Annotated in this window: 23 protein-coding genes; 16 read left to right on the top strand and 7 right to left on the bottom strand. The window is 74.2% G+C overall.

Annotated elements, in window-relative coordinates:
- Positions 1-17 precede the first annotated feature (17 nt).
- Entirely contained in the window at positions 18-1,421 is a 1,404-nt protein-coding gene (gene xylB / locus FHX44_RS10665) for a xylulokinase (RefSeq protein WP_147255374.1), read from the bottom strand.
- Entirely contained in the window at positions 1,418-2,602 is a 1,185-nt protein-coding gene (xylA, locus tag FHX44_RS10660) for a xylose isomerase (RefSeq protein WP_147255372.1), read from the bottom strand. The genes xylB and xylA overlap by 4 nt, the downstream gene beginning before the upstream one ends.
- Positions 2,603-2,658: 56 nt before the next feature.
- On the opposite strand from xylA, the gene FHX44_RS10655 reads away from it, so the two are divergent.
- The 4 genes from FHX44_RS10655 to FHX44_RS10640 all read left to right on the top strand — a co-directional run bounded on the left by FHX44_RS10655 (position 2,659) and on the right by FHX44_RS10640 (position 6,554).
- The gene (locus FHX44_RS10655; protein ID WP_147255370.1) at positions 2,659-3,513 is read left to right on the top strand and encodes an exodeoxyribonuclease III; all 855 of its coding nucleotides are present in this window, start codon (positions 2,659-2,661) and stop codon (positions 3,511-3,513) included.
- 39 nt (positions 3,514-3,552) lie between these two features.
- Complete coding sequence (locus FHX44_RS10650; RefSeq protein ID WP_147255368.1) at positions 3,553-4,923, top strand: aldehyde dehydrogenase family protein; 1,371 nt, start codon at positions 3,553-3,555, stop codon at positions 4,921-4,923.
- Positions 4,924-5,016: 93 nt separating this feature from the next.
- Entirely contained in the window at positions 5,017-5,739 is a 723-nt protein-coding gene (locus FHX44_RS10645; protein WP_170308868.1) for a DUF4142 domain-containing protein, read from the top strand.
- A complete protein-coding gene (locus FHX44_RS10640; RefSeq protein ID WP_147255366.1) occupies positions 5,718-6,554 on the top strand; it encodes a sortase domain-containing protein in 837 nt (278 codons plus the stop codon). Before FHX44_RS10645 ends, FHX44_RS10640 begins: the two co-directional genes overlap by 22 nt.
- Here the strand turns inward: FHX44_RS10640 and FHX44_RS10635 are convergent.
- Complete coding sequence (locus FHX44_RS10635) at positions 6,515-7,903, bottom strand: MFS transporter (protein ID WP_246170300.1); 1,389 nt, start codon at positions 7,901-7,903, stop codon at positions 6,515-6,517. The two genes, FHX44_RS10640 and FHX44_RS10635, sit on opposite strands and share 40 nt — an antisense overlap.
- 64 nt (positions 7,904-7,967) lie before the next feature.
- Here FHX44_RS10635 and FHX44_RS10630 point away from each other — a divergent pair, with 64 nt between their 5' ends.
- On the top strand, positions 7,968-9,086 hold the full coding sequence (locus FHX44_RS10630) for a cobalamin-independent methionine synthase II family protein (RefSeq protein ID WP_147255364.1): 1,119 nt from the start codon (positions 7,968-7,970) through the stop codon (positions 9,084-9,086).
- 109 nt (positions 9,087-9,195) lie between these two features.
- On the top strand, positions 9,196-10,455 hold the full coding sequence (locus FHX44_RS10625; protein ID WP_147255363.1) for an aldehyde dehydrogenase family protein: 1,260 nt from the start codon (positions 9,196-9,198) through the stop codon (positions 10,453-10,455).
- Here FHX44_RS10625 and FHX44_RS10620 read toward each other — a convergent pair.
- A complete protein-coding gene (locus tag FHX44_RS10620) occupies positions 10,410-11,384 on the bottom strand; it encodes an AraC-like ligand-binding domain-containing protein (RefSeq protein WP_147255362.1) in 975 nt (324 codons plus the stop codon). The genes FHX44_RS10625 and FHX44_RS10620 overlap by 46 nt on opposite strands.
- Positions 11,385-11,497: 113 nt before the next feature.
- Here FHX44_RS10620 and FHX44_RS10615 point away from each other — a divergent pair, with 113 nt between their 5' ends.
- The 6 genes from FHX44_RS10615 to FHX44_RS10590 all read left to right on the top strand — a co-directional run bounded on the left by FHX44_RS10615 (position 11,498) and on the right by FHX44_RS10590 (position 17,582).
- Entirely contained in the window at positions 11,498-12,514 is a 1,017-nt protein-coding gene (locus FHX44_RS10615) for a carbon-nitrogen hydrolase family protein (RefSeq protein ID WP_147255361.1), read from the top strand.
- A gap of 1 nt (position 12,515) precedes the next feature.
- A complete protein-coding gene (locus tag FHX44_RS10610; RefSeq protein WP_147255360.1) occupies positions 12,516-13,532 on the top strand; it encodes a phenylacetaldoxime dehydratase family protein in 1,017 nt (338 codons plus the stop codon).
- A 35-nt stretch (positions 13,533-13,567) separates the two neighbouring features.
- Positions 13,568-14,848, top strand: coding sequence for a M16 family metallopeptidase (locus tag FHX44_RS10605; protein ID WP_147255359.1), 1,281 nt, complete (start codon positions 13,568-13,570; stop codon positions 14,846-14,848).
- Positions 14,845-16,215 carry a M16 family metallopeptidase gene (locus tag FHX44_RS10600; protein WP_147255357.1) on the top strand — a complete coding sequence of 457 codons (1,371 nt, stop codon included), beginning with the start codon at positions 14,845-14,847 and terminating at the stop codon, positions 16,213-16,215. The genes FHX44_RS10605 and FHX44_RS10600 overlap by 4 nt, the downstream gene beginning before the upstream one ends.
- 56 nt (positions 16,216-16,271) lie before the next feature.
- The gene (nudC, locus tag FHX44_RS10595; RefSeq protein WP_147261061.1) at positions 16,272-17,204 is read left to right on the top strand and encodes an NAD(+) diphosphatase; all 933 of its coding nucleotides are present in this window, start codon (positions 16,272-16,274) and stop codon (positions 17,202-17,204) included.
- Positions 17,205-17,270: 66 nt separating this feature from the next.
- Positions 17,271-17,582 (top strand): hypothetical protein, encoded by a 312-nt coding sequence (locus FHX44_RS10590; RefSeq protein WP_212612415.1) that lies wholly within the window; start codon positions 17,271-17,273, stop codon positions 17,580-17,582.
- A gap of 74 nt (positions 17,583-17,656) precedes the next feature.
- Here the strand turns inward: FHX44_RS10590 and FHX44_RS10585 are convergent, their stop codons facing one another.
- Positions 17,657-17,905: a mycoredoxin gene (locus tag FHX44_RS10585; RefSeq protein WP_147255354.1), complete on the bottom strand. Its 249-nt coding sequence runs from the start codon at positions 17,903-17,905 to the stop codon at positions 17,657-17,659.
- A 55-nt stretch (positions 17,906-17,960) separates the two neighbouring features.
- Between FHX44_RS10585 and FHX44_RS10580 the strand changes: the two genes are divergently transcribed.
- From FHX44_RS10580 to FHX44_RS10570, 3 genes are all read left to right on the top strand, one after another.
- Positions 17,961-20,015 (top strand): ATP-dependent DNA helicase UvrD2, encoded by a 2,055-nt coding sequence (locus FHX44_RS10580; RefSeq protein ID WP_246170299.1) that lies wholly within the window; start codon positions 17,961-17,963, stop codon positions 20,013-20,015.
- A 417-nt stretch (positions 20,016-20,432) separates the two neighbouring features.
- The gene (locus tag FHX44_RS10575; RefSeq protein ID WP_147255350.1) at positions 20,433-20,789 is read left to right on the top strand and encodes a WhiB family transcriptional regulator; all 357 of its coding nucleotides are present in this window, start codon (positions 20,433-20,435) and stop codon (positions 20,787-20,789) included.
- 55 nt (positions 20,790-20,844) lie between these two features.
- On the top strand, positions 20,845-21,090 hold the full coding sequence (locus FHX44_RS10570) for a hypothetical protein (protein WP_147255348.1): 246 nt from the start codon (positions 20,845-20,847) through the stop codon (positions 21,088-21,090).
- A 335-nt stretch (positions 21,091-21,425) separates the two neighbouring features.
- Here FHX44_RS10570 and FHX44_RS10565 read toward each other — a convergent pair whose 3' ends face one another.
- Both FHX44_RS10565 and FHX44_RS10560 read right to left on the bottom strand, forming a co-directional pair.
- Positions 21,426-22,766: an ABC1 kinase family protein gene (locus FHX44_RS10565; RefSeq protein WP_147255346.1), complete on the bottom strand. Its 1,341-nt coding sequence runs from the start codon at positions 22,764-22,766 to the stop codon at positions 21,426-21,428.
- Positions 22,767-22,878: 112 nt separating this feature from the next.
- Positions 22,879-23,847 (bottom strand): hypothetical protein, encoded by a 969-nt coding sequence (locus tag FHX44_RS10560; RefSeq protein ID WP_147255343.1) that lies wholly within the window; start codon positions 23,845-23,847, stop codon positions 22,879-22,881.
- Positions 23,848-23,970: 123 nt separating this feature from the next.
- On the opposite strand from FHX44_RS10560, the gene FHX44_RS10555 reads away from it, so the two are divergent.
- The gene (locus tag FHX44_RS10555; RefSeq protein WP_147255341.1) at positions 23,971-24,555 is read left to right on the top strand and encodes a M48 metallopeptidase family protein; all 585 of its coding nucleotides are present in this window, start codon (positions 23,971-23,973) and stop codon (positions 24,553-24,555) included.
- Positions 24,556-24,560 lie beyond the last annotated feature (5 nt).

Raw genomic sequence — 24,560 nt, 5'->3', positions numbered from 1 at the left:
CATCCAGCGACTCGCGTTCACGAGCCGAGGCGCGGCGCCGTCAGCTCGCGTACCTGCGCGTAGCGCTCGCGGACCGCGGGAGTGGGGTCGGCCTCGAACGTCTCCGTGTCGGCCGCATCCCACGCCGGCGGGGCGTCGCCGCCCGCCAGCACCCATGCCGCCTGCCGGGCGGCGCCGTCGGCCACGTACTCGCCCGGCGTGGGCCGCAGCACGGGACGCCCGAGCACCGCCGGGGCGATCCGGGCGAGGGCCTCCGAGCGCGCACCGCCGCCCACCAGGAACGCCCGCTCCAGCGGCACGTCGGCCGCGAGGAACGCGTCGAGCGCGTCGGCGAGCCCGCACAGCAGGCCCTCGACCGCCGCGCGCGCCAGGTGCGCGGGTGTGGAGCTCGCGAGGGTGAGCCCGTGCAGGGCGCCGGTGGCGTCCGGCCGGTTCGGCGTGCGCTCGCCCTCCAGGTACGGCACCAGCACGAGCCCGTCGGACCCGGGCGGGGCCGACAGCGCGAGCCGGGACAGCGCCTCGTGGTCGACGCCGAGCATCCGCGCCGCCGCGTCGAGCACGCGGGCGGCGTTCAGCGTGCACACCAGCGGCAGGTGCTCTCCGGACGCCGACGCGAAGCCGGCGATGATGCCGGTCTCGTCCGCCGTCGGGGTCGGGCTGATCGCGGACACCACCCCGGACGTGCCGATCGAGATCACGACGTCCCCGACGGCGGCGCCGAGCCCGAGCGCGGCGCCCGCGTTGTCGCCGGCTCCGGGCCCGATCAGCACCCCGTCCGGGGTGCGGCCGGCCGCCTCGGCCGGGCCGAGCACCCGCGGGAGGCGGACGTCGGACCGCCCGAACGCGCGCTCCAGCAGGTCGAGCCGGTACCCCCCGCTGACGCCGGAGAAGTAGCCCGTGCCGCTGGCGTCGGAGCGATCGGTGACGAGGTCGTCCAGCGACCCGGTGCCGAGCAGCTTCCAGGTGAGCCAGTCGTGCGGCAGGCACACCGCCGCGGTGGCGGCGGCGTGCTCGGGCTCGTGCTCGGCGAGCCAGCGCAGCTTCGTGGCGGTGAACGACGCGACCGGGACGCTGCCGGTGGCCTCGGCCCACACCTTCGCACCCAGCTCGGCGACGAGGTCGGCGGCCGCGCCCGCGGAGCGGGTGTCGTTCCACAGCAGCGCGGGCCGCACCACCTCGCCCGCGTCGTCGAGGCAGACCATGCCGTGCTGCTGGCCCGCCACGGCGATGGCCTCGACGCCCTCGAGCCCGCCTGCCTCGGCGATCGCGGCCTGCAGCGCCTCCCACCAGGCCGAGGGGTGGACCTCGGTGCCGTCCGGGTGCTTCGCGTTGCCCGAGCGGACCAGCGCGCCGGTCTCCGCGTCCCGGATCACCACCGTGCACGACTGGGTCGACGAGTCGACCCCGGCCACGAGGGTCATCGGGCGCCCAAGAGGTGCTCCACCGCCAGCTGGTTGAGCCGGACGTAGCCGTAGCCGCGCTCACCCGCCTTCACGGCGTCGTAGTCCTCGAACGCGGACCGGTCGGCCTTCAGGTCCGCCACGGTCTCGCCGGGGTTCAGCGTCGGCTTCGCCAGCTCGGCAACCCCCGCCACGGCGAGGGCCTCGGCCACCTCCGGGTCGGCGCGGAACGCGGCGGCCCGCTCCTTGAGGATGAGGTAGGTGCTCATGTTGGCCGCGGCCGATGCCCAGACGCCGTCGAGGTCCTCGGTGCGCAGCGGCTTGTAGTCGAAGTGCAGGGGGCCGTCGTACTTCGGCCCGCCGCCGGGCGCGCCGTTCTCCAGCAGGTCGACGGTGGCGAACGCGCTGAGCAGGTCGCCGTGACCGAACACGAGGTCCTGGTCGTACTTGATGCCGCGCTGGCCGTTCAGGTCGATGTGGAAGAGCTTGCCCGCCCACAGCGCCTGGGCGATGCCCGCGGTGTAGTTGAGCCCGGCCATCTGCTCGTGGCCGACCTCGGGGTTGACGCCGACGATGTCGCCGTGCTCCAGCTCGGCGATGAACGCGAGCGCGTGGCCGAGGGTGGGCAGCAGGATGTCGCCGCGGGGCTCGTTCGGCTTCGGCTCGATGGCGAAGCGGATGTCGTAGCCCTGCTCCTTGACGTACGCGGCGAGCAGGTCGATGCCCTCGCGGTAGCGGTCGAGGGCGGCCGCGATGTCCTTGCCGGAGTCGACCTCGGCGCCCTCGCGGCCGCCCCAGAACACGTAGGTCTTGGCGCCGAGCTCGGCGGCGAGGTCGAGGTTGCGGATGACCTTGCGCAGCGCGAACCGGCGCACGCCCCGGTCGTTGCTGGTGAACGCCCCGTCCTTGAAGACGGGGTGGGTGAACAGGTTGGTGGTCATCGTCGTGACGACCGTCCCGGTCTCGGCCAGGGCCGCCTTGAACCGGGCGATGATCCGGTCGCGCTCGGCGCCGTCGGTCCCGAACGGGATGAGGTCGTCGTCGTGGAAGTTCACGCCCCACGCGCCGAGCTCGGCGAGCCGGTGCACCGACTCGACCGGGTCGATCGCGGGCCGGGTGGCGTCCCCGAACGGGTCGCGCGCGGGCCAGCCGACCGTCCAGAGCCCGAAGCTGAAGCGGTCCTCGCGGGTGGGCTGCGGCATTGGGAAACCCCTTTGTTCGACCATCGTACAAACTCTGCAACGGTAGCGTGCTGCGGGTGCGTCTGGCTACGTGGAACGTGAACTCGGCCCTCACCCGCCTGCCCCGGCTGTTGCCATGGCTCGACGAGCGCGCCCCGGACGTGGTGTGCCTCCAGGAGACCAAGCTGACGGACGAGGCGTTCGCCGAGACCTTCGACGCGCCGCTCGCCGAGCGCGGGTACGCCGTCGCCCATTTCGGCGAGGGCCGCTGGAACGGTGTGGCGCTGCTGTCCCGCGTGGGGCTCGACGACGTCGTGCGGGGCCTGCCGGGGGAGCCGCGGTTCCCCACGCCCGACTCGCCCGCCGAGGCCCGCGCCGTGACGGCGACGTGCGGCGGTCTGCGCGTCACGTCCGTCTACGTGCCAAACGGCCGCACCCCCGACGACCCGCACTACCTCTACAAGCTCGAATGGCTCGCCGCGCTGCGTGAGTCGGTGGCCGACCCGGTGACGGCCGTGGTGGCGGGCGACATGAACATCGCCCCCACCGACGAGGACCTGTGGGACCCGGCGCTCTTCGTCAACTCGACGCACGTCACCCCGGCCGAGCGCAAGGCGCTCGCCGAGATCAAGGGCCTCGGCCTGCACGACGTCGTGCGCGAACGCTGGCCGGCCGACCGGATCTTCACGTACTGGGACTACCGGGCCGGGCGGTTCCACAAGGACCTGGGCATGCGCATCGACCTCGTGCTCGCGGGCGCGGACGTGGCCACGCGCGTGCAGGCCGCGTGGGTGGACCGCAAGGCACGCAAGGGCAGCGGCCCGAGCGACCACGCGCCCGTGATCGTCGACCTCGACACGGCGCCGGACGGCGACGCCGGGCCGGTGGTTCCCCCGCCCTCGACGCCCGCGAAGCTGCCGCACCGCCCCTGATCGGGGCGTGATCCAACTCCGGGCGGGTACTGCTGCTCGATGACCGTGCTGGAGAACCGTGAGCTGACCGTTCTCGATCCGCGCACCGACGAGGTCGTCGGGCGCGTCCCGATCGCCTCGCCCGAGCGCTGCGACGAGGCCGTGTCGTCCGCTCGGCGGGCCGCGGCCGGCTGGGCGCGCACCCCGGCGGCGGAGCGCGGCGCGGCCCTGCACGCCGCCGCGGCCGCCGTCCGGGCCGCCGCCGACGAGCTCGCCGCGCTGAATGCCCGGGAGACGGGCAAGCCGGTCGACGACGCCCGGGGCGGTGTCGACGCGGGCATCGGCACTCTCGTGCAGTACGCCGAGCTCGGGCCGGTGCACCGCGGCCGGAGCCTGCACGGCGGCTGGGACGCCACCGACCTGATGGTGCCCGAGCCCCGTGGCGTCGTGGCCGTGCTGACACCGTGGAACGACCCGGTCGCCGTCGCGGCCGGGCTGATCGGGGCGGCGCTCGCCACGGGGAACACCGTGGTGCACAAGCCCAGCGAGCGCTGCCCCCAGACCGGCCGCCGGTTCGCCGAGCTCGTGGCCGCGCACCTGCCACCGGGTGTCCTCGAGATCGTCGACGGGGACGGGGCGGTCGGCGCCCGCCTCGCCGAGGCCGAGGTGGACGTCGTGGCGCACGTCGGCAGCACCGCCACCGGTCGGGCCATCGCCGAGGCATGCGCCCGCACCGGCGCCCGCGCCCTCCTGGAGAACGGTGGCAACGACGCGTTGGTCGTCGACGCCGACATCGACCCGGAGTGGGCCGCCGCCCAGGCAGCGCTCGGCGCGTTCGCGAACGCCGGGCAGATCTGCGTGTCCGTCGAGCGGATCTACGTGCACGCCTGCCTGGCCGACGCGTTCCTGGACGCGCTCGTGCGGGAGGCGGAGCAGTGGCGGGAGCGGATCGGTCCCCTCGTCGACCGGGCGCACCGCGGGCACGTCCACGGGCACGTCGAGGCCGCTCTCGGCGGCGGCGCCCGAGCGCTGACCGGCGGCGCCGTCCCGGACGGCCCGGGCGCCTTCTACCCGCCGACCGTCCTGATCGGGTGCGTGCCGCACATGTCCGTGATGAGGGACGAGACGTTCGGCCCGGTGGCCCCGGTGCGGGTCGTCCCCGACTTCGCCACCGCGCTGCAGGAGGCGGGCGCCGACCGCTACGGCCTCGCGGCCACCGTGCTCACGTCCGACATGGCGCACGCCCAGCGAGCGTGGCGCGAGCTGCCCGTCGGCACGGTCAAGGTCAACGACGTATTCGGTGGCGCGCCCGGCGGGGCGTCCCAGCCCCGTGGCGCCAGCGGGTCCGGCTTCGGGTTCGGGCCGGAGCTGCTGGACGAGATGACCGCGGTGAAGGTCGTGCACCTCGCCCCGGCCCCGGGACCCGCCTGAGGGACACACATCCGGGCGGAGTTCGCCGGTCCCGGCTGCGGGGCGACCAGGATGGCGCAACGGTTTCGAGGGTCCACCGACGAAGGAGGAGCCGTGCGCACCCGTCCCATCAGGCAGGTCGCCGCCAACGCGGTCGCCCTGATCGCGGTTCTCGGAATCGTGTTCGGCGCCGTCACGGCGTGCGGATCGACCGATCAGGCCCAGCTCCCCACCCCGGTCACCACCGGCCAGCCAGGTGGGCTGGACTCCGCGCTCGGGATGGGCGCGGACGGCGCGCTCGGGGCGGCCGGGTCCACCGCGGCGGCCATCGCCGCCCTCGGCGGTCTCGGCCAGGCGCAGGGCGACGCGCAGAACGTGCGCACCCTGGGCGCCCAGTACTCCACCGACGGGCAGGCGCTGCTCGACCAGCTGAAGGCGGGCGCGGAAGGCGGCCTCGACGCCGAGCCGACCGCGGAGCAGCAGGCCACCCTCGCCGACCTGCGCGCCCGCAGCGGTGAGCAGTTCGACCAGGGGTGGCTGCGGGCAGCGGATCAGCTCCAGCAGCAGATGCGCGACGCGGCGAACGCCGTGCTCGCCGACGAGAACGCCTCCGCCGAGGCGAAGGCCGCCGCGCAGGAGACGCTGAACCGCCTCGACTCGCTCGCCGAACGGCTCCGGCAGGCTGCGGCACCGGCCGGCGCGTCGACCCCCTCGGCCGTCGACGCCGGGAGCGGTGGGCAGGCCGCGGGCGACGTGACGCCTGCAGCGGTCGTCCTGGTCGGGATCGGGGCCCTGCTGCTCGCCGGCGCGCTGTGGTGGCAGCGCCGCGCGGCCTGACGCCCCGCGGGGGCGGCGCCGCACCGGGGTTCGCCGAGCCGGCCGGCGCCGTCGCTCCGGCGAGCGGCCCGGCCGCCGGTTCAGGACGCCATCGCGCCCTGACCACCGGCCGCACCCGCACGGTGGCGACGAACTTCGACGCCCGCGGCCGTCGCACGGTCCGTGCGCTCATGGCCGCGGGTGCGGTGTGCCTCCTGGGCGGCCTGACGATGCTCGGCCCGGCCCCGGTCTCCATCGCGCCGTCGCTGGACGCGCCGGTCGGGCACCCGGCGCTCCCCGTGCCGGACCCGTTCTCGCCTGCGGCACCGGTCGTCGACGGGGTTCTCGCGCAGCTCGTCACGGGAAAGGCGCCCACGCCGCCGGTTCGGGCGGGCACGCCGCCCGTGGAGCTCGTCCTGCCCGCGCGGGACCTGCACGCCCCCGTCGTCGCCGTGACGACGGGACCGGAGGGTGCGCTCGTGCTGCCCGAGCCGCCGTCCACGGTGGGCTGGTGGTCGCCGAGCGCGCTCGCGGGCGGCGCGGCCGGGCCGACGGTGCTCGCCGGGCACGTCGACTCGCTCGCGGGCGGGCTCGGCGCGCTCGCGGTGCTGCGGAACGTCGCCGACGGCGAGGAGGTCGTCCTGCGCGGGGCCGACGGCCGGTCGGTCGGCTACCGCGTGACCACCCGCCGCCAGTACGCGAAGGCGGAGCTGCCGCCCGAGGTGTTCGCCGCGGGCGGGCCGCCCCGCCTGGTGCTGATCACGTGCGGCGGCGCGTTCGACCGCCGCACCCGGCACTACTCCGACAACGTCGTGGTGTTCGCCGACCCCGTCTGACCGGCGGTGCGCGGCGCGCCGAGCACCCCGACCAGCCCGAGCGCGACGAGCACCGCGATCAGCACCGGCAGCGCCGCCGCGGGTGTGCCGAGCAGCGCGAGCACCGCGCCGCCCGCGCCGATCAGGGTGGCGGTGCCGAGCTGGTCGGCGATCTGGGCGGCCGAGGTGTGGAAGCCGGTCTCGTGCGGCTCGGACTGCTGCAGCAGCAGGAACGACACCGACGAGAACCCGAGCCCCATCCCGAGCCCGGCGATCGCCCAGAACGGCAGGGCCAGCCACGGGACGCCCCACGTGGGGGCGACCAGCAGCATGCCGGCGGCGCCGACGGTGACCGCGCAGAACCCGATGCGCAGCAGCCTCTCGCGCGGCAGGTCCGGGTGCTTGCCCTGCCACGCCGACGCGCCCGACCACGCCAGCGCCCCGACGATCAGCGGGATCCCCGCCGTGGCGAGCGACCAGCCGTGCGTCGCCTCGAGCATGAGCGGCAGGTAGGAGTTGATCGTGAAGAACACGCCGGCGAGCAGCCCGCGCGATGCGACGATCGTGGGGATCCCGCGCCCCAGCCGGAACACCCCGCGCGGGAAGAGCCGCAGGAGCGCCGGGACGAGCACGGCGACGGACACCGCCCCCACGACGGCGGCGAGCACCGACACGTGCTGCGAGGCCCAGCTCAGTGCGGCGACCCCGGCGGAGGCGGCGAACGCCGCGGGCACCACGCCGCGGCGGCCTGCACCGGCCCCCCGCTCCGGCGGCGTGAGCGTGCGCACCGCGGGCACCACCAGCGCCGTGGCGACCAGCACGAGGGGAACCAGTCCGAGGAACACCCAGTGCCAGGAGAGGGCCTGTGTGACCAGCCCGGACACCGGCGGCCCGAGCAGCGCGGGGAGCACCCACGCCGAGGAGATGAGGCCGAACACCGCGGGCCGGGCCCGCTCCGGGTACACCGCGGCGATCAGCACGAAGATCGCCACGCTGGACATCCCGGCCCCCGCGCCCTGCAGCACCCGGCCCACGAGCAGCTGGGTCATGGTCGTCGCCGTCCCGGCGACCAGCAGGCCGACGCCGAACATCAACGGCGAGACCACCAGCGGCACCGCAGGCCCGGCCCGGTCGCACCAGCGGCCGCCGAGCACGGTGGCGAACACCGACGCGGCCATGAACGACACGAACGGCCACGCGTAGAGCGCGACGCCGCCGAGGTCGGCGACCAGCGCTGGCATCGCGGTGTTCACCCCCATCGCCTCGAACGCGATGAGGCTGATCAGGAGCACGATGCCGATCGTCGTCGCACGCCGGCTCGGTCCGAACAGCTCATCGCGGACGGCGGTGGGGGATTGCGCTGCGGTCACGCCGACGATCGTGCAACCTGAACACGGGTGCAGGTCAAATCGGTTCGTGGCGAAGGAGCTCCGCATGCCGATCAGAACGACGCACACCGGGAGCCTGCCGCGCCCGTCCGACCTGCTCGGGGCGATCGCCGAGCGGGAGCGCGGCGGGCCCGAGCTCGATCCGGCCGCCGTTCGCGCCGCCGTCGCCGGGTGCGTGCGCCGGCAGGTGGAGACGGGCCTCGACGTGGTGAACGACGGCGAGCTCGGCAAGATCAGCTACGTCACGTACGTGCGGTCGCGGATCACCGGGCTGGAGGCCGTCGAGCGCGAGCCCCGCCCCAACACCGCGTTGGAGGGCTTCCCCGAGTACGCGGAGCGGCTCGCCCGCCGGGGCGTGTCGCGCGACTTCGTCATCCCCGTCTGCCGGGGCCCGGTCACCTACCCGGACACCGCGGCCGTCGAGGCCGACATCGCCGCGCTCCGCTCCGCCGCCGACGCCGCCGGGGCGGGAGAGGCGTTCCTCACAGCCGCCTCGCCGGGCGTGATCGCGATGTTCGTCGACGACGAGCACTACGGCGACCGCACCGCCTACCTCGGAGCGCTCGCCGATGCGATGAAGGAGGAGTACGACGCGATCGTCGGTGCGGGCCTCCTGCTGCAGGTCGACTGCCCCGACCTCGCGGCCGGCCGCGCGGCCTTCCCCGACGGGGACGACGGCTTGCGCGCCCATCGCGAGCGCATGGCGGAGAACGTCGCCGCGCTGAACACGGCCCTGCGCGACGTCCCGCGCGAGCGCGTGCGCCTGCACGTCTGCTGGGGCAACTACGAGGGCCCGCACCACCGCGACGTGCCGTTGCGCGACATCCTCGACGTCCTGCTCACCGCGCGCGCCGGCACGCTGTCCTTCGAGGGCGCCAACCCACGGCACGGTCACGAGTGGACGGTGTTCGCCGACACCGACGTGCCCGACGACCTCGTCCTCATGCCCGGCGTCATCGACAGCACCACCAACTACGTGGAGCACCCGGAGCTGGTGGCCCAGCGGATCGAGCACTACGCGCGGATCGTCGGCCCCGACCGCGTGCTCGCCTCCACCGACTGCGGCATGGCCACCCTGGCCGTGAACGAGCACGGCGTCGACCCGCGCATCGCATGGGCGAAGCTCCGCAGCCTCACCGAAGGCGCCGAGCTGGCCAAGCCCTGAGCGGGCTCCGGCACGTTCAGGAAAGCCACATTCAGGAACTGCATGGCCCTGAATGTGGCTTTCCTGAACCTCCGCGCGGAGGCCACCGGCCGCGTGGCAACCTTTCCGCGTGAGCACCAGCACCGCCACCCCGACCGAGAGCCCCGAGGCCACCGCCGTGCGGGAGGCCGCCCAGCGTGCCGCGGCCGCCGCGCCGGGGGTGCGGGCCGCCGGCGGCTCGGCGGTCGACGCCGCGCTGCGCACCGCGGCCGGGCTGCTGCGGGAGCGGGAGGCCGAGCTGCTGGACGCTAACGCCGCCGACGTGGCGGCGGCCGAGCGGGCCGGGATGGCCCCCGGCCTGCTGGACCGGCTGCGCCTGTCGCCGGAACGGCTCGCGGACATGGCCACCCAGCTCGAGGTGCTCGCCGACACGCCCGAGCCGCCCGCTCAGCGCGAGGTGCGCACGCTGCCGAGCGGCGAGCGGGTCTACGAGCGGCGGGTGCCGGTCGGCGTGATCGGCGCGGTGTTCGAGGCCCGTCCGAACGTCACGGTGGACGTCGCGTCGCAGGTGCTGAAGGCCCGCAGCGCCGCTGTGCTGCGCACCGGGTCGGCGGCGCTCGGCTCGGCCCGCGCGCTCGTCGACCTCGTGATCGCGCCCGCCCTGGAGCGCCACGGCGTGCCGGCCGGCGCCGTGCAGCTGGTTCCCACGCCGGGCCACGCCGGGGCCGAGGCGCTCGTCGGGCTCCCCGACCTGGTCCCGCTGGTGGTGGTGCGCGGCAGCGGTGAGGTCACGCGCAAGCTGTCGGCGCTCGGAGCCACGGCCGGCACCCGGGTCCTCGCCCACGCCGACGGCGGCGGCGTGCTCTACCTGGACGCGAGCGCCGATCCCGCCGACGTCACCCGGCTGGTCACCGAGAGCACCGACCGGCTGGGCGTCTGCAACCGGCTCAACCTGTTGCTGATCGACCGTCCGGCCTACGACCGGTTGTGGCCGGTGGCCGAGCAGGCCCTGCGGGCGCGGGAGATCACGCCGAGCCTGCCGCCGCACACCCACCCGCTCGGCCACGAGTGGGCCCTCGACTCCGGCGCCGAGGCGCACGTCACCGTCGCGCCCGTGGACGGACCGGTGGACGCCGCGGCCACGGCGATCCGGGAGACCTCCGGGCTCGCGGCCACCGTCTGCGCCGCGGACGAGGCGGCGGCCACCGCGTTCATCGACGCCTACACCGGCACCGGCGTGTTCTGGAACACCACCACCCGGCTGCTCGACGGCTACAAGCTGCTCGGCCTGCCCGAGACCGGCATCAACGTCGATCGCACCCCGGGGCCGCGCGGGCCCGTGACCTACCTCGACCTGTCGCTGCGCCAGTTCGTGGTGCTCCCGGCCTGACGCACCTCGCGCGCGGTGCACCCGAACCGGGCCTTGAACGCCCGGCTGAAGTGCGACGCGTCCACGAAACCCCACGAGAAGGCGATGTCGCTGATCGTCCGGTGGCGCAGCGCCGGGTCGCACAGGTCCGCCCGCACCGCGTCGAGGCGCTGAGCCCAGACCCACTCCGCGATCGAGCACGGCTCGCCCGCGAACGCCCGGTGCAGCGTGCTCACCGACGTGTGCAGCGCGGCGGCGATCGCGGCCACCGTGAGGCCCGGGTCGCGCAGGCGGGCGCGGGCGCAGGTCTTGATCTGCTCCCGGCGCGCGGCCAGCTCCGGTTCGCGGACGGGTGCGCTCGGGGCCAGCGAGCTGAGCCCGGCGACCACGATGTGCTCCACGCTCTGCGCCACGGCGGCCGCCGCGGCCGGTTCGAGCACGCCGATGTCGTCGGCGAGCGTCCTGATCATCTCGATCATCAGGTGCCCCGCACCGCGGGAGCCGTGCACGGCCCGCGCGGTGAGCTCCGGCGCGCGCCGCAGCTGGGAGCGCAGCGTCGGGCCGGGGAGCATCAGCACGTACTGCTGGAACTCCCCGTCGAAGCGCAGCTCGTAGGGGCGGGTCGAGTCGTAGAGGGCGAAGTCGCCGGGCGCCAGCACGGCGGCGCGCCCGTCCTGCACGACGGCACCCGCACCGCGGGTCTGGATGCTCACGAGGAAGTAGTCCTCGGCGGCAGCGGCGATGAGGGACGGCGTGCGCCGGACGTGCTGCGCCGTGGCCGTGACGCGGGAGAGCTCGAGAGTGGCGAGGGAGTCGGCGCGGATCTCCCCGACGACGTCGCGGCCCGGCGCGGTGGTGTCGAGCCGGACGTAGGTGTCGGACACGGCCTCGTTCCAGTACGCGAGCCGCTCGCGCGCCTCCACCACGTCAGTGGTGAGCAGGCGCGACATGCGCCGACGGTAGGGAGGGCGGCGGGCCGGGGCAAGGGAGTGCGTCGCACAGTCAACCGAACCGACACGCACGGACCAGCGCCGAAGCCATCCGCGGGCCACGCTTCCCCAGCATGACGCACCCCCGCTTCCGCGCCGCCGCCGTGCAGGCCGCCCCCGAGTTCCTCGACCTCGACGCGGGCGTCGAGAAGTCGATCGCCCTGATCGCCGAGGCGGCTGCGAACGGCGCTCAGCTCATCGGCTTCCCGGAGACCTTCCTGCCGGGCTACCCGTGGTTCATCTGGCTGGACGCGCCGGCGTGGGGCCTGCAGTTCTTCCCGCGCTACCACGACAACTCGTTGGTCTACGGCTCGCCGCAGGCCGAGCGGCTCGCCGCCGCGGCGCGCCGGCACGGGATCACCGTCGTCATGGGGCTCTCGGAGCGGCAGGCCGGCAGCCTCTACATCGCGCAGTGGATCATCGGCCCGGACGGGGAGACGGTCGCGCAGCGCCGCAAGCTCAAGCCCACCCACGTCGAACGCACGGTGTTCGGCGAGGGCGACGGCAGCGACCTGTCCGTGTACGACACGCCGCTCGGCCGCCTCGGCGGGCTGTGCTGCTGGGAACACCTGCAGCCGCTGTCGAAGTACGCGATGTACGCGCAGAACGAGCAGGTGCACGTCGCCGCGTGGCCGAGCTTCTCGCTCTACTCGGGCGCCGCGTACGCCCTCGGCCCCGAGGTGAACACCTCCGCGAGCCGGATCTACGCCGTCGAGGGCGGCTGCTTCGTCGTGGCGCCGTGCGCCACCGTCTCGTCGGAGATGGTCGAGCTGATGTGCACCGACGACACCAAGCGCACCCTGCTGCAGCCCGGCGGCGGGCACGCCCGGATCTTCGGTCCCGACGGGAGCCTCCTGCACGAGCCGCTCGCGCCGGACACCGAGGGCATCGTCTACGCCGACCTCGACCTCGGCATGATCTCCCTCGCCAAGGCCGCCGCCGACCCGGCGGGCCACTACGCCCGTCCCGACGTCACCCGGCTGCTGCTCAACAAGACCCCCGGCGACCGCGTCGTGCCCTTCGCCACGCCCGGTGTCGAGATCGAGGGCGAGCTGCCGGGCGCGCCGACCCGCATCCCTGCGGACGTGTGACGTGGAGTCGGCGATCCCGGAGCACCTCACCGTCGCCCGCACCCACCCCGGCCGGATGAGGGACGGCTGGACCCCGCCGTACCCGTCCTTCGTGGCACGGATGGAGCCCGCCGTCCGCCGGGTCGTCATGGCCTACTTCGGGCTGCAGTTCCGCGGGGAGCCGCCCGCTGGAGCGCTCGGCGTGCTCGACGCCGCCTTCGCAGCCCCCGACGGGCCCGGCCACCACGACCGGGCGCGCGAGGTCGCACCGGACGGGACGACCGACGTCGTGGCGATCGCCTACTGGGACGACCCTGCCGCGTTCGACCGCTGGTCCGCCACCCACCGCGAGTCCTGGCTCGGTGCGGGAGACGGTTGCGGCCGCTGGGCCGAGGTCCTGCGGCCCACTGTCCAAGAGCACGAGACGCTGTTCTCGTCCCTCGGCCGCCCGGAGGGTGTTGCGGCGCTGGCCACCGGGTGGAGCGGCGAGATCGCCGAGCACGCCTACTGGGGCGGGATGCGCGACCGCATCCCGCTGTCGCAGACCGACCCGCTGGTGCCGGTGGGCACCCCGGTCGTCGAGCGGGACGGGGGCCGGGTGCGGATCCGGCCGCACGGCGGCATCTGCCTGATCCGGTCCGGCCAGGACTGGACCGACACCGGCGACGCCGAACGGGAGATGTACCTGAACGACGTCGAGCCGGTGCTGCGGGCCGGGATGGACTTCCTCACCACCGAGGGCCGCGCGATCGGCTGCTACGCCAACCGCTACCTCACGGTGGTGCAGGACGGGCGGCCGGTGGATCGCACCTTCGGCATGGGGTGGTGGCGCAGCGTGGCTGACCTGGAGCGCTGGGCCGAGTCCCACGCGACGCACGTCGCGATCTTCGGGGCCGCGATGCGTCACCTGTCGACGCTCGGCCCGGCGGCGCGGTTGCGGCTCTACCACGAGGTGTCCGTGGTGGCCGAGGGCGAGGCGTTGTTCGAGTACGTCGACTGCCGGCCCGGCACCGGCCTGCTCGGCGCGCTGCCGGGGTAAGCGGCAGGTCCCCGCAACGGGATACATTCGGCGGCGTGCCTGCGCCAGAACTGCATCGGACGACGTTGCCCAACGGGCTGCGGGTCCTCGTCGTCCCGGACCCCGTCACCCCCGTCGTCGGCGTCGCCGTGCACGTCGACGTGGGCTTCCGCTCCGAGCCGGAGGGGCGCACCGGATTCGCGCACCTGTTCGAGCACCTGATGTTCCAGGGCAGCGAGAGCCTGGAGAAGCTCGCGCACTTCCGGCACGTCCAGGGCTCCGGCGGTGTGTTCAACGGTTCGACGCACCAGGACTACACCGACTACTTCCAGGTGCTCCCGGCCGCGGCGTTGGAGCGCGCGCTGTTCCTGGAGGCCGACCGCCTGCGCGCGCCCAAGCTGACGCAGGAGAACCTGCGCAACCAGGTGGACGTGGTGAAGGAGGAGATCCGGCTCAACGTCCTGAACCGGCCGTACGGCGGGTTCCCCTGGATCCTGCTGCCGCCGGTGCTCTACGACACCTTCCCCAATGCGCACAACGGCTACGGGGACTTCTCCGAGCTGGAGCAGGCGTCGCTCGACGACGCCGCGGCGTTCTTCGACACCTACTACTCGCCGGCCAACGCGCAGGTCACCGTCGCCGGCTACCTGGACGTCGAGGAGACGCTCCGGCTGGTCGAGAGGCACTTCGGGGACATCCCGGCCCGCCCCGCGCCGCGGCGTCCGTCGTTCGGTGAGCCGCTGTCCACCGGCGAGCGGCGCCAGTCCGTCATGGACGCGCACGCCCCGCTGCCCGCCATCGCGCTGGGCTACCGGATGCCCGACCCGGGCGCCGACCTCGACGGATACCTCGGCCACGCGCTGCTCGGATCGGTGCTCGGCGACGGGGAGGCCGCGCGCCTGCAGCGCAGGCTCGTGCACACCGACGGGCTCGTCACCGACATCTCCGCGAGCGCCGGGCTCATGGGCCCGCTCGACGCGCGCGACCCCGACACGTTCACGATCACCGCCGTGCACCCGGCCGCGGTCGACCCGGACCGCGTGCTCGCCGCCGTCGACGAGGAGCTGGACAAGCTCGCCGCGGAGGGACCGAGCGAGGACGAGCTCTCCCGCCAGGTGGCGCGCTGGTCGGCGGGCCTGCACCAGGAGAACGACCGAGTCATGTACCGGATGCTCGGCCTCGGCGCCCGTGAGCTGCTCTACGGGCGGGCCGAGATCAGTGCGGAGCTGCCCGACCGGCTCGCCGCCGTCACCCCCGAGCAGGTGCGCGCCGCCGCGGCCGCGCTGCGCTCCGGCGGGCGCGGCGTGCTGCTGGTGGAGCCGAAGGAGAGCGAGTGAGCACCACGTCCCATCGCAGCGCGGAGGAGATCGGCCGCACCGAGCTGGGGCCGCGCCCGCTGCCGCCGCTCGGGCCCACCCGCGCCGTCCCGTTGCCCGACGTCGAGGAGCGCATCCTCCCCAACGGCCTGCGCGTGCTCGCCGCGCACCGGCCGGGCGTACCCATGGTGGAGGTGCGACTGCGCGTGCCGTTCGCCGGTGACGCGCCGGAGCACCCGGCCGTCGCGGAGCTGCTGTCGTCCACGCTGCTGACCGGCACCGTCGCCCGCGACCGGATCGGCATCGACGACGAGCTCGCCGCCGTCGGCGCCGACCTGGGGGTGAACGTCGACCCCGAGCGGCTGCAGATCGGCGGCTCCGGCCTCGCCGACGGCCTGCCCGACCTGCTCGCCGTGCTCGCCGACGTGCTCACATCGGCCACCCACCCCGACGGCGAGGTGGCGCGCGAGCGCGACCGGCTCGTCGAACGGATCAGCGTGGCCCGCGCACAGCCGCGCACGATCGCCCGCGAGGCGTTGCAGCGCAAGCGCTTCGGTGACCACCCGATCACCAGGGAGATGCCCACGGGGGAGGAGGTCGCCGCCGTCACGGTCGAGCAGGTGCGAGCCCTGCACACCGCGGCGCTCGTGCCCGGCGGGTCCATCCTCGTCGTCGTCGGCGACATCGACCCCGCCGCCGCGATCGCGCAGGTCGAGAAGGCGGTCAGCGGCTGGACGGCCGACGCGCCGGCACGGGAGCTGTCCCCGCCGCCGCCGATCACGCCGTCGGACCTGCAGCTGGTGCACCGCGCCGGCTCGGTGCAGTCGCAGCTGCGGCTCTCGGCGCCCGCCCTGCGCCGCCACGACCCGCGCTACGCGGCGCTGCAGCTGGCCAACCTCGTGTTCGGCGGCTACTTCTCCTCCCGGTGGATGGAGAACGTCCGCGAGGACAAGGGCTACACCTACGGAGCCCACTCCGGCATCGAGTTCGTGCCCGGCGGCGCCGTACTGGGCGTCGAGACCGACGTGGCGAGCGACGTCACCGCCGCCGCGTTGCTCGAGACCCGCTACGAGCTGGGCCGGCTCACCGCCGTCCCGCCCACCGCCGCCGAGGTCGACGCCGCCCGCGCCTACGCCGTCGGGTCGCTGCTGATCTCGCTGGACAACCAGGGCGGGCTCGCGTCCACCCTGGCGGCACTGGCCGCCGACGGGCTCGGGATCGACTGGCTGCGCGCCCACCCCGGGCGGCTGGAGTCGGTCACGGTCGAACAGGTGGCCGAGGCGGCGCTGGAGTTTTTCGCGCCCACGGCGTTCACCGGTGTCGTCGTCGGCGACGCCGACGTGATCGGTGCGCGGGTGCGTGCGCTGGGCGGGATCACCGGCCCGTGACCGACGAGCTGCGGTTCCGGCTGAACGCCCCGCCGGTCCTGTCCCGCTCGGTGGTGATGCGCGACGAGCCGATACGCACCGACCGCGAGCGCCAGCTCACCGGCTGGCCCAAGGCGCGGCTCGTCGTGCTCGACGAGGGCGGGCGCACGCCCGTCGACTGGGGGGACGTGCGACGGCCCCGCGACCGCTGGGACATGATCTCCGGCTCGGGCGCCCGGCTGATCACCCGGCCCACCACGGGCGACGAGCCGCCCGAGGAGGCGGTGCTGCTCGGCGAGCACGACGGCATCGCCTACTGGGCCGTACGCGGCGAGGTCGATCTCGTCGCCGGTGAGGACCCCACCGACTGGGCCGACCTGCGCACCGTGGGCGCCGCCCTCGACGCACTCGGCGCCGGCCTGCTCACAGGCGCGGTCGCGGTGCTGAACTGGCACGCAGCCGCCCGGTTCTGCGCGCGCGACGGCTCGCCGATGCACCCGCGCAACGCGGGCTGGCACCGGGTCTGCGAGGCGAACGGGCACGAGGAGTACCCCCGCACCGACCCCGCCGTCATCTGCCTGGTGCACGACGGCGGCTCGGGCGAGGGGGCCCGCGTCCTGCTCGCCCGCCAACCGGTGTGGCCCGAGGGGCGGTACTCCGTGCTCGCCGGGTTCGTCGAGGCGGGGGAGTCCCTCGAAGCGTGCGTCCTGCGGGAGATCCACGAGGAGGTCGGTGTCCGGGTCGAGGACGTGTCGTACCTGGGCAGCCAGGCCTGGCCGTTCCCCCGCTCGCTGATGATCGGCTTCGAGGCCCGTGCCGACCCGGATGCTCCGCTGATCCCGGCCGACGGCGAGATAGCCGAGGCGATGTGGGTCAGCCGCGCCGACCTGCGCGCAGCCCTGGAGGAGGGCGACTGGGGCGCAAGGCCGCAGGGGGAGCGCCCCTTGCTGCTCCCCGGGAAGGTGAGCATCGCGAGATCGATGCTGGAGAGCTGGGCCGCCCTCGACTGACCGTGCACACCGCGGGGGCGCGCTGCCGACGAGATCGTGCTCGTCGAGGGTGTGCCGCTCACCTCGGTGCCTCGCACGATCGTCGACGTCGCCCGCACGGTCGGCATCGAGCAGGCCGTCGTCGTGGCCGATGCCGCACTCGAGGCAGGTCTCGTCGACGAGGCCGCCCTCGCAGCCGCCTTTGCCCGGTGGTCGCGCCGGCCAGGGCTCCCGGCGGCACGCCGGGCGATCGGCTTCGCGGCCCGGGGCGGCGGGAGCGTCGGGGTGTCCCGCGGCCGGGTGGCGATCGCCAGGGCCGGTCTGCCCGCCCCGCTCCTGCAGTGGGAGGTCCGGCGCGCCGACGGCACCTTCGTCGGGCTTCCGCGACTGACCGGGTGACCGTGCACACCATCACGCCACGGTGCAGACGGCAGAACGTGTGCAGGGTGGCCGCGAGATGTGCACGGCCAGGCTCAGGCCGCCAGGTCGGCGACCTTCTCCGCCACCACCGCGAAGGGTGGGTTGGTCAGGGCCGTGCCATCCGCGAAACGGACCGTCGGGACCGTCTGGTTCCCGCCGTTCACCTTCTCCACGTACGCGGCGGCCTCGGGGTCACGCTCGATGTCGATCTCCTCGTACGCGATGCCCGCCTGGTCCAGCTGCAGCTTGAGCCGCCGGCAGTAGCCGCACCACGTCGTCGAGTACATCGTCACCTGAGACATGCATCCTTCAACCACCCCCGCCGGTCCTGTCTTCCCCGGCTGTCAGGATGGGCCGGTGACTGCGCCCACCCTCGAAGCCGGCCTGGACGACGAGCAGCTCGCGGCGGTCACCGCGCCCCGAGGTCCGGTGTGCGTGCTGGCGGGAGCGGGCACGGGCAAGACGCGCACGATCACCCGGCGGATCGCCCACCTGGTCGCCACCGGCCACGTGGCGGCGGGCCAGGTCCTCGCGGTCACGTTCACGGCGCGAGCGGCGGGGGAGATGCGCACCCGGTTGCGCGCGCTCGGGGTGTCGGGAGTGCAGGCGCGGACGTTCCACGCGGCGGCGCTGCGCCAGCTGCGCTACTTCTGGCCGCGCGTGGTCGGCGGTGAGCAGTGGCAGCTGCTCGACGGCAAGCTGCGCCTGGTCGGGCAGGCGGCCGTGCGTGTGAAGGCGGGCACGGACGCGGCCGTGCTGCGGGACTTCGCCGGGGAGATCGAGTGGGCCAAGGCCACGCTCGTCACGCCGGACGAGTACCCGGCCGCCGTCGCGAAGCTCCGGAGGGAGACGCCGGGGCCCGCCGAGCAGGTCGCCGCCGTGTACGCCGGGTACGAGGCACTCAAGAATCGCGCGGAGATGCTCGACTTCGACGACCTGCTGCTGCACACGGCAGCCGCGCTCGAGGAGCACGCGGGCGTCGCGGAGGAGTTCCGCGACCGCTACCGCTGCTTCGTGGTGGACGAGTACCAGGACGTCACGCCGCTGCAGCAGCGCGTGCTCGACGCGTGGCTCGGCGAGCGCGACGACCTCACCGTGGTGGGCGATGCCAACCAGACCATCTACACGTTCGCCGGTGCCAGCCCGCGCTACCTGCTCGAGTTCCCACGCCGGTTCCCCGAGGCCGTGGTCGTGCGGCTGCAGCGCGACTACCGGTCCACGCCGCAGGTGGTGGCGGCGGCGAACACGTTGATCGGCTCGGCGCGTGGACGCGTGGCCGGCACCAGGCTGCGGCTGGTCGGCCAGCTGCCCCCGGGGCCCGAGCCCGACTTCAGCGAGCACGACGACGAGCCCGCGGAGGCCGCCGCCGTCGCGAAGCGGATCGCCCGTCTGATCGCCGACGGCACCCCGGCCGGCGAGATCGCCGTGCTGTTCCGGATCAACGCGCAGTCGGAGGTGTACGAGCAGGCGCTCACCGACGTCGGCGTGCCGTACCAGGTGCGCGGCGGGGAGCGGTTCTTCAACCGGCCGGAGGTCCGCCGCGCGATGATGGCCGTCCGGGCCGCCGGTGACGTCGGCGCGCCGCTGGTCGACGCGGTGCGCGCCGTGCTCACCCCCGTCGGGCTCACCGCCGACCCGCCCGCCGGTGCGCAGCAACGCGCGCAGTGGGAGTCGCTGCTCGCGATCGTCGAGCTGGCCGAGGAACTGGTGGCGGTGGAGCCCGACGCCGACATGCCCCGGTTCGCGGTCGAGCTGGAGACCCGCGCCGACGCCGCCCACCCGCCCACCGTGCAGGGCGTCACGCTCGCGTCCCTGCACGCGGCGAAGGGCCTCGAGTGGGACGTGGTGTTCCTCGTCGGACTGGTCGACGGCACGCTGCCGATCCAGCACGCCGAGGGCGACGACGAGGCGATCGAGGAGGAGCGGCGCCTGCTCTACGTCGGCATCACCCGCGCGCGGCGGCGGCTCGCCCTGTCGTGGGCGCTCTCGCGGCAGCCCGGCGGGCCACGGCGCCGCAGGCGGAGCCGTTTCCTCTACGGGCTCATCCCCGACGAGCACCCCGCTTCGCGCGTGGCGAACGGCGGTGGTGGCCGAGGCGCGCCGAAGCCGCGCTGCCGGGTCTGCGGCTCGCCGTTGATCGGCGCCGACGCGATGAAGCTGCGCCGGTGCGCCGACTGTCCGTCCGATGTGGACGTCGAGCTGCTCGACCGGCTACGGGTCTGGCGGGCAGACCAGGCCAAGGAACAGCAGGTCCCGGCCTATGTGATCTTCACGGACGCCACCCTCACCGCCATCGCGGAGCACCGGCCCGCCGACAACGCGGCCCTCGTCCGGATTCCCGGGATCGGTGCCCGGAAGCTCGACCGGTACGGCGAGGCGGTGCTCGCCCTGGTGACCGAGTCGGGTAGTTGATCGGAGAAACTTCCCGTAAATGAGTTGTGCGGCCTCCGTCAAGGTCGCTAACGTCTTCGCTCGACGGACCTCACCAGCCCGTCATCTGCCACGACCTCACCCGTGAAGGGGGTGCCCTGATGATCACGATGACGCTTCCCGTCGCCACCGTCCACGGCGCCCTGCCGCGTGTGGAGTCCGTGGTGCCGACGTACGCGCGCGCGTGGAAGCAGCGCCCGTCCGGCGTCATCCTCGGTGGCTTCGGGACCGATAACAGCACAGGTGTGTCCGCAGAGGAGCGTCGTCATCTATAGACGCCTTCAGAGCCCCAGGCCAGAAGACCGAGGCCGCGGACCCCACCAGGGATCCGCGGCCTTTTTGTTTGTCCTGCACGACCACTCACCGCAGGAGGTTGAAGTGCTAGTCCGATCAGTTCCGTTGGACGGCGGAACGATCACTCCGGAGCAGCTCGGCGGCGACTGCGCCACCGGGCTGGGGACCCTGCTCGACGCGGCACCCCACGCCGGGCTGGATCTGCCGTGTCGTTCCGGCGACGCGGACCTGTGGTTCGCCGAGGCTCCCGCGGAGCTGGAGCGGGCCAAGGCGCTCTGCGCGTCCTGCCCGATCAAGGCCGACTGCCTCGCAGGCGCGCTGCAGCGCGCCGAGCCGTGGGGCGTCTGGGGCGGCGAGATCTTCGAGCGCGGCACGGTGATCCCGCGCAAGAGGCCTCGCGGCCGCCCGAGCAAGGCCGACCTCGCCCGGGACCGCGCGTACGCCGCGGCCATGTCCGCCTGATCGCACCGCCCCACCCGTAGGTCCTTCGAGGACCAGCAACAGGAGACCGATACCGATGACCGAACTCATGACGCCGCAGACCGCCGCCGAGACGCGACCTGTCGTGCGCGACCGCGAAGGAACCGCGATGTTGCTCCATGAAGCACTGGCGAGATGCCGACACCAAGAGGCCCTCGCGGCCGCCCGGCAGCACGCGCTCGTCCGGCAGTTCACTGCCGGCCGCAGGTGGGCGTCGCTCGCCGGCTACGCCGCCCGGAAGGCCGCACGCGCCCGCGCCCGTGCGGTGGTGAGGGTGGCGTAGCCACCACGCGGACCGGTCCTCCCGCGGCCGGTCCGCAGGGCGGCGTCTCTCCGCGACGCCGCCCGTCCGACGCCGCCCATCCGACGGCGCCCCGGGCCGTGGCACCCCGGGGCGCCGTCACATTCGAGATGCCGGACTCGCCGAGTCGAGGTGTCGGACTCGCCGTGTCGAGATGTCGGACTCGCCGTGTCAGGACGTCGGACTCGCCGTGTCGAGATGTCGGACTCGCCCCACGGAGAGCGAGTCTTGCCTTCGAGCACGGCGAGTCGGGCGTTTGGGCACGGCGAGTCGGGCGTTTGGCACGGTGAGGCCCGGGTTTCGGCTCGGCCGGGACGTCAGGCGTGGCGGCCCGCCGTCTCGTCCTCTGCGTCGAAGATCCACGGCTGCCAGTGCTGGACGATGCCGCGCAGGGGGACGTCGGCATCGAGCTGGCAGAGCACGCCGAGCGTGCCCATCGTGACGCGGTGCACCAGCAGGTACTGCGGCGGCAGGTTGAGCTCGCGCCCCGTGCGGAACTCGGGACGTCGCAGGTCGCCCACCCGCTCGGCCTGCCGCTGCAGCCACTTGCGGTTGAAGCGGAAGGAATCGGTGCGCAGGGGTTCGGTGAACGGCGCGAGGTACTCGATCGCCTCCTCCGCCACGAGCGGTGATCCCTCCCGCACGAAGCCGTGGTCGCGCAGGAGCTGCAGCAGGTCTCCGGGCCTGTTCTCGAGGGCGAGCCGCACCATGATCGACAATGGTCGGGGCAGACCGTCGGGGAGCCGGGCGACCGCGCCGTAGTCGAGCACCATGAGCCGGCCGTCGTCGAGCACCTGGAAGTTGCCGGGATGCGGGTCGGCGTGCAACAGCCCGACCCGCGCGGGGGCCGAGTAGTGGAACTCCGCGAGCAGGGCAGCGGCCCGGTCACGATCGGCCTGCGTGCCACTGCGGATGACGTCCGACAGCCTCCGGCCCGTGACCCACTCGCTGACCATCGCCCGTGGGGCGGACGCCACCACGCGCGGCACCTTGACCATGTGGTCGCCCTCGTAGGCGGCGGCGAAGACGCGCTGGCTGGCCGCCTCGTCGCGGTAGTCGAGCTCCTCCTCCATGCGCTCGCGCAGCTCGGCGATCAGCGGCTTGATCTCCAGGCCGGGCACGAGCGGCTGGATGATCCGGCTCATCCGGGACAGCTGCCGCAGGTCCGACCGCAGCGCCTCCTCGGCGCCGGGGTACTGCACCTTGACCGCGACCTCCCGCCCGTCGCGCCAGATCGCGCGATGGACCTGGCCGATGCTCGCCGCAGCGGCGGGTGTCTCGTCGAACTCCCGGAAGCGCTCACGCCAGCCGCGGCCGAACTGCTCGGCGAGCATCCGGTGCACGTCCGCGCTGGACATCGGTGGCGCAGCGGACTGCAGCTTCACGAGCGACTCGCGGAACGGTGCCGCGAACTCGTCGGGGATCGCGGCCTCGAACACGCTGAGGGCCTGGCCGAACTTCATCGCGCCGCCCTTGAGCTCGCCGAGGACGGCGAACAGCTGCTCGGCGCTCTTGGCCATGAGCTGGGCGGAGATCTCCTCGCCGTCGCCGCCCACCAGCCGCCTGCCCCATCCGGCTGCTGCGCGACCGGCCACGCCGAGCGGGAGGCTCGCGAGCTTGGCGGTGCGAGCTGCCGTGCGACGGGGGATATCGGTCACGTCGTCACCTCGGCCTGCGTGCTGACCGGGCGCGGGAATCCGTCCACTCCTTGATTGTCTCCCGAGCACGACCGTCCGCGCATATCACCAGCTCACGCCCGGGTGAGTCGCGTCACGCCCCGCAGCGGCAGTCGGGATGCGGCGCCCAGGTGCGCCGGACGATCGTGCCCGCGTCGACGTCGAGCTCGAGCGTGGCGTCCAGGACGGGCGGTCCGCTCGCGCTGTCCGGACCGTCGAGCGCGACGAGGGCCTGCGCCGTGGCCAGGCCGGCCGTCGCCGCGACGCAGGCCGGGGCCGCGCGGCCCGGGACACCGACGAGCTGGGCCGCCGCCGCGGTCCACGCAGGCTCGCGGGCGCAGCGTTCGATCTCCATGCAGCCGAGGCAGGTGGTGCGCCCGGGGAGCACGAGCGGCCCGACGACACCGACGCCGTCCCGCACGCGGACCACCAGGTGGGAGGTGCCCGTCGCGTGCAACCCGGCGACATGCACCGGATCGGGTGTGCCCGCATCGGCGAGCACGACGAGGTCGGGCACGGTGCGCTGGCGCGGCGGACCGGTGCTGGCCTGGGGATGCAAGCGGGCCAGCGCGGCCGCGGTCGCGGAGCCGCGGTCCCGGCCGCGGTCGGCGTCGACGAGCCCGGTGCCCAGGTCGGCCTCGAGCACAGTGCCCGATGCGACGACGTGCACCGTGCCGACGCCTGCCGTGGCGAGTCCCAGCACCACGCCGACTGCGAGCGGTCCACAGCCGTGCACCACCACCGTGCTCACCGCGCGGCGGCGCTCCTGCCGCTGCACGTCGGCGGCATCGACGACCACGCCGCTCGCGACGAGCTCGGCGAGCAGCAGCTCCGCCTCGCCCCGATCGGCACCGCGTCCCGCCGCCCGATCGACGAGCTGGGCCGTGGGCACCGCCCCGGTGAGCTCGTCGAGCATCTCGGCGAGCGGCGGCGGGAGGTCCTCGACGGCCATCGCGGCGGCCGGGTCGAGGCCGAGCATCCGGGATCCGGCCCCCAGTTTCAGCACGGATCGGTGCCGCGCCAGCTGGAGGGATCGGGGCAATGGGTGTGCCGACCGGGTCATGGCTCGATGGTGCGCGCACCCGGCTGTCGCCTGCCCCGAGTTGTCCACAGGCCTGTGGACAACTCGGTGTGCCGCCTCTCCCGTCGGCCGGGGTCCGGGTCGAGGTGGCACTAGGCTGGCCTGATGGCGCAGCCCGCGGTCGTGGAGGTCCGGCGCAGTGACCGCCGCCGGCGCATGGTCAGTGCCCGGCGCGAAGGCGACACCGTCATCGTCTTCATCCCAGGTTGGATGAGCGACGCCGAGGAGCGGCGTTGGGTGGACGAAATGGTGCGCAGGTTGGAACGCAGCGAGGCCCGCCGCCGGTCACCCGGCCGCAAGGGCGACGACGCGCTGCGGCGGCGGTCGGTGGAGCTGTCACGGCGTTTCCTCGAGGGCAGGGCCCGGCCCACCAGCGTCCGGTGGGTGCCCCCGATGCGCACGCGCTGGGCGTCCTGCACTCCGGCCGACGGCACCATCCGCATCAGCGAGCGGCTGCGCGACGCGCCTGGCTGGGTGGTCGACTACGTGCTGGTGCACGAGCTCACGCACCTCCTCGAACCCGGCCACGACGCCCGCTTCTGGGCCTGGGTCAACCGCTACCCGCGCACGGAGCGCGCGATGGGATACCTGGAGGGGCTGTCCGCGGCCGCAGGCCTCGGGCTCATGGGCATCGACGGCGAAGAGCCCGACACCGCCGAGCCCGAGGAGCCCGCTTCCGCCACGGGGTAGACGGG

Origin of the sequence: Pseudonocardia hierapolitana (genome assembly GCF_007994075.1) — a bacterium.
Classification (GTDB): Bacteria; Actinomycetota; Actinomycetes; order Mycobacteriales; family Pseudonocardiaceae; genus Pseudonocardia; species Pseudonocardia hierapolitana.
The sequence above is the reverse complement of the archived record's forward strand: the minus strand, read 5'-3'. Positions and strand labels throughout refer to the sequence as shown.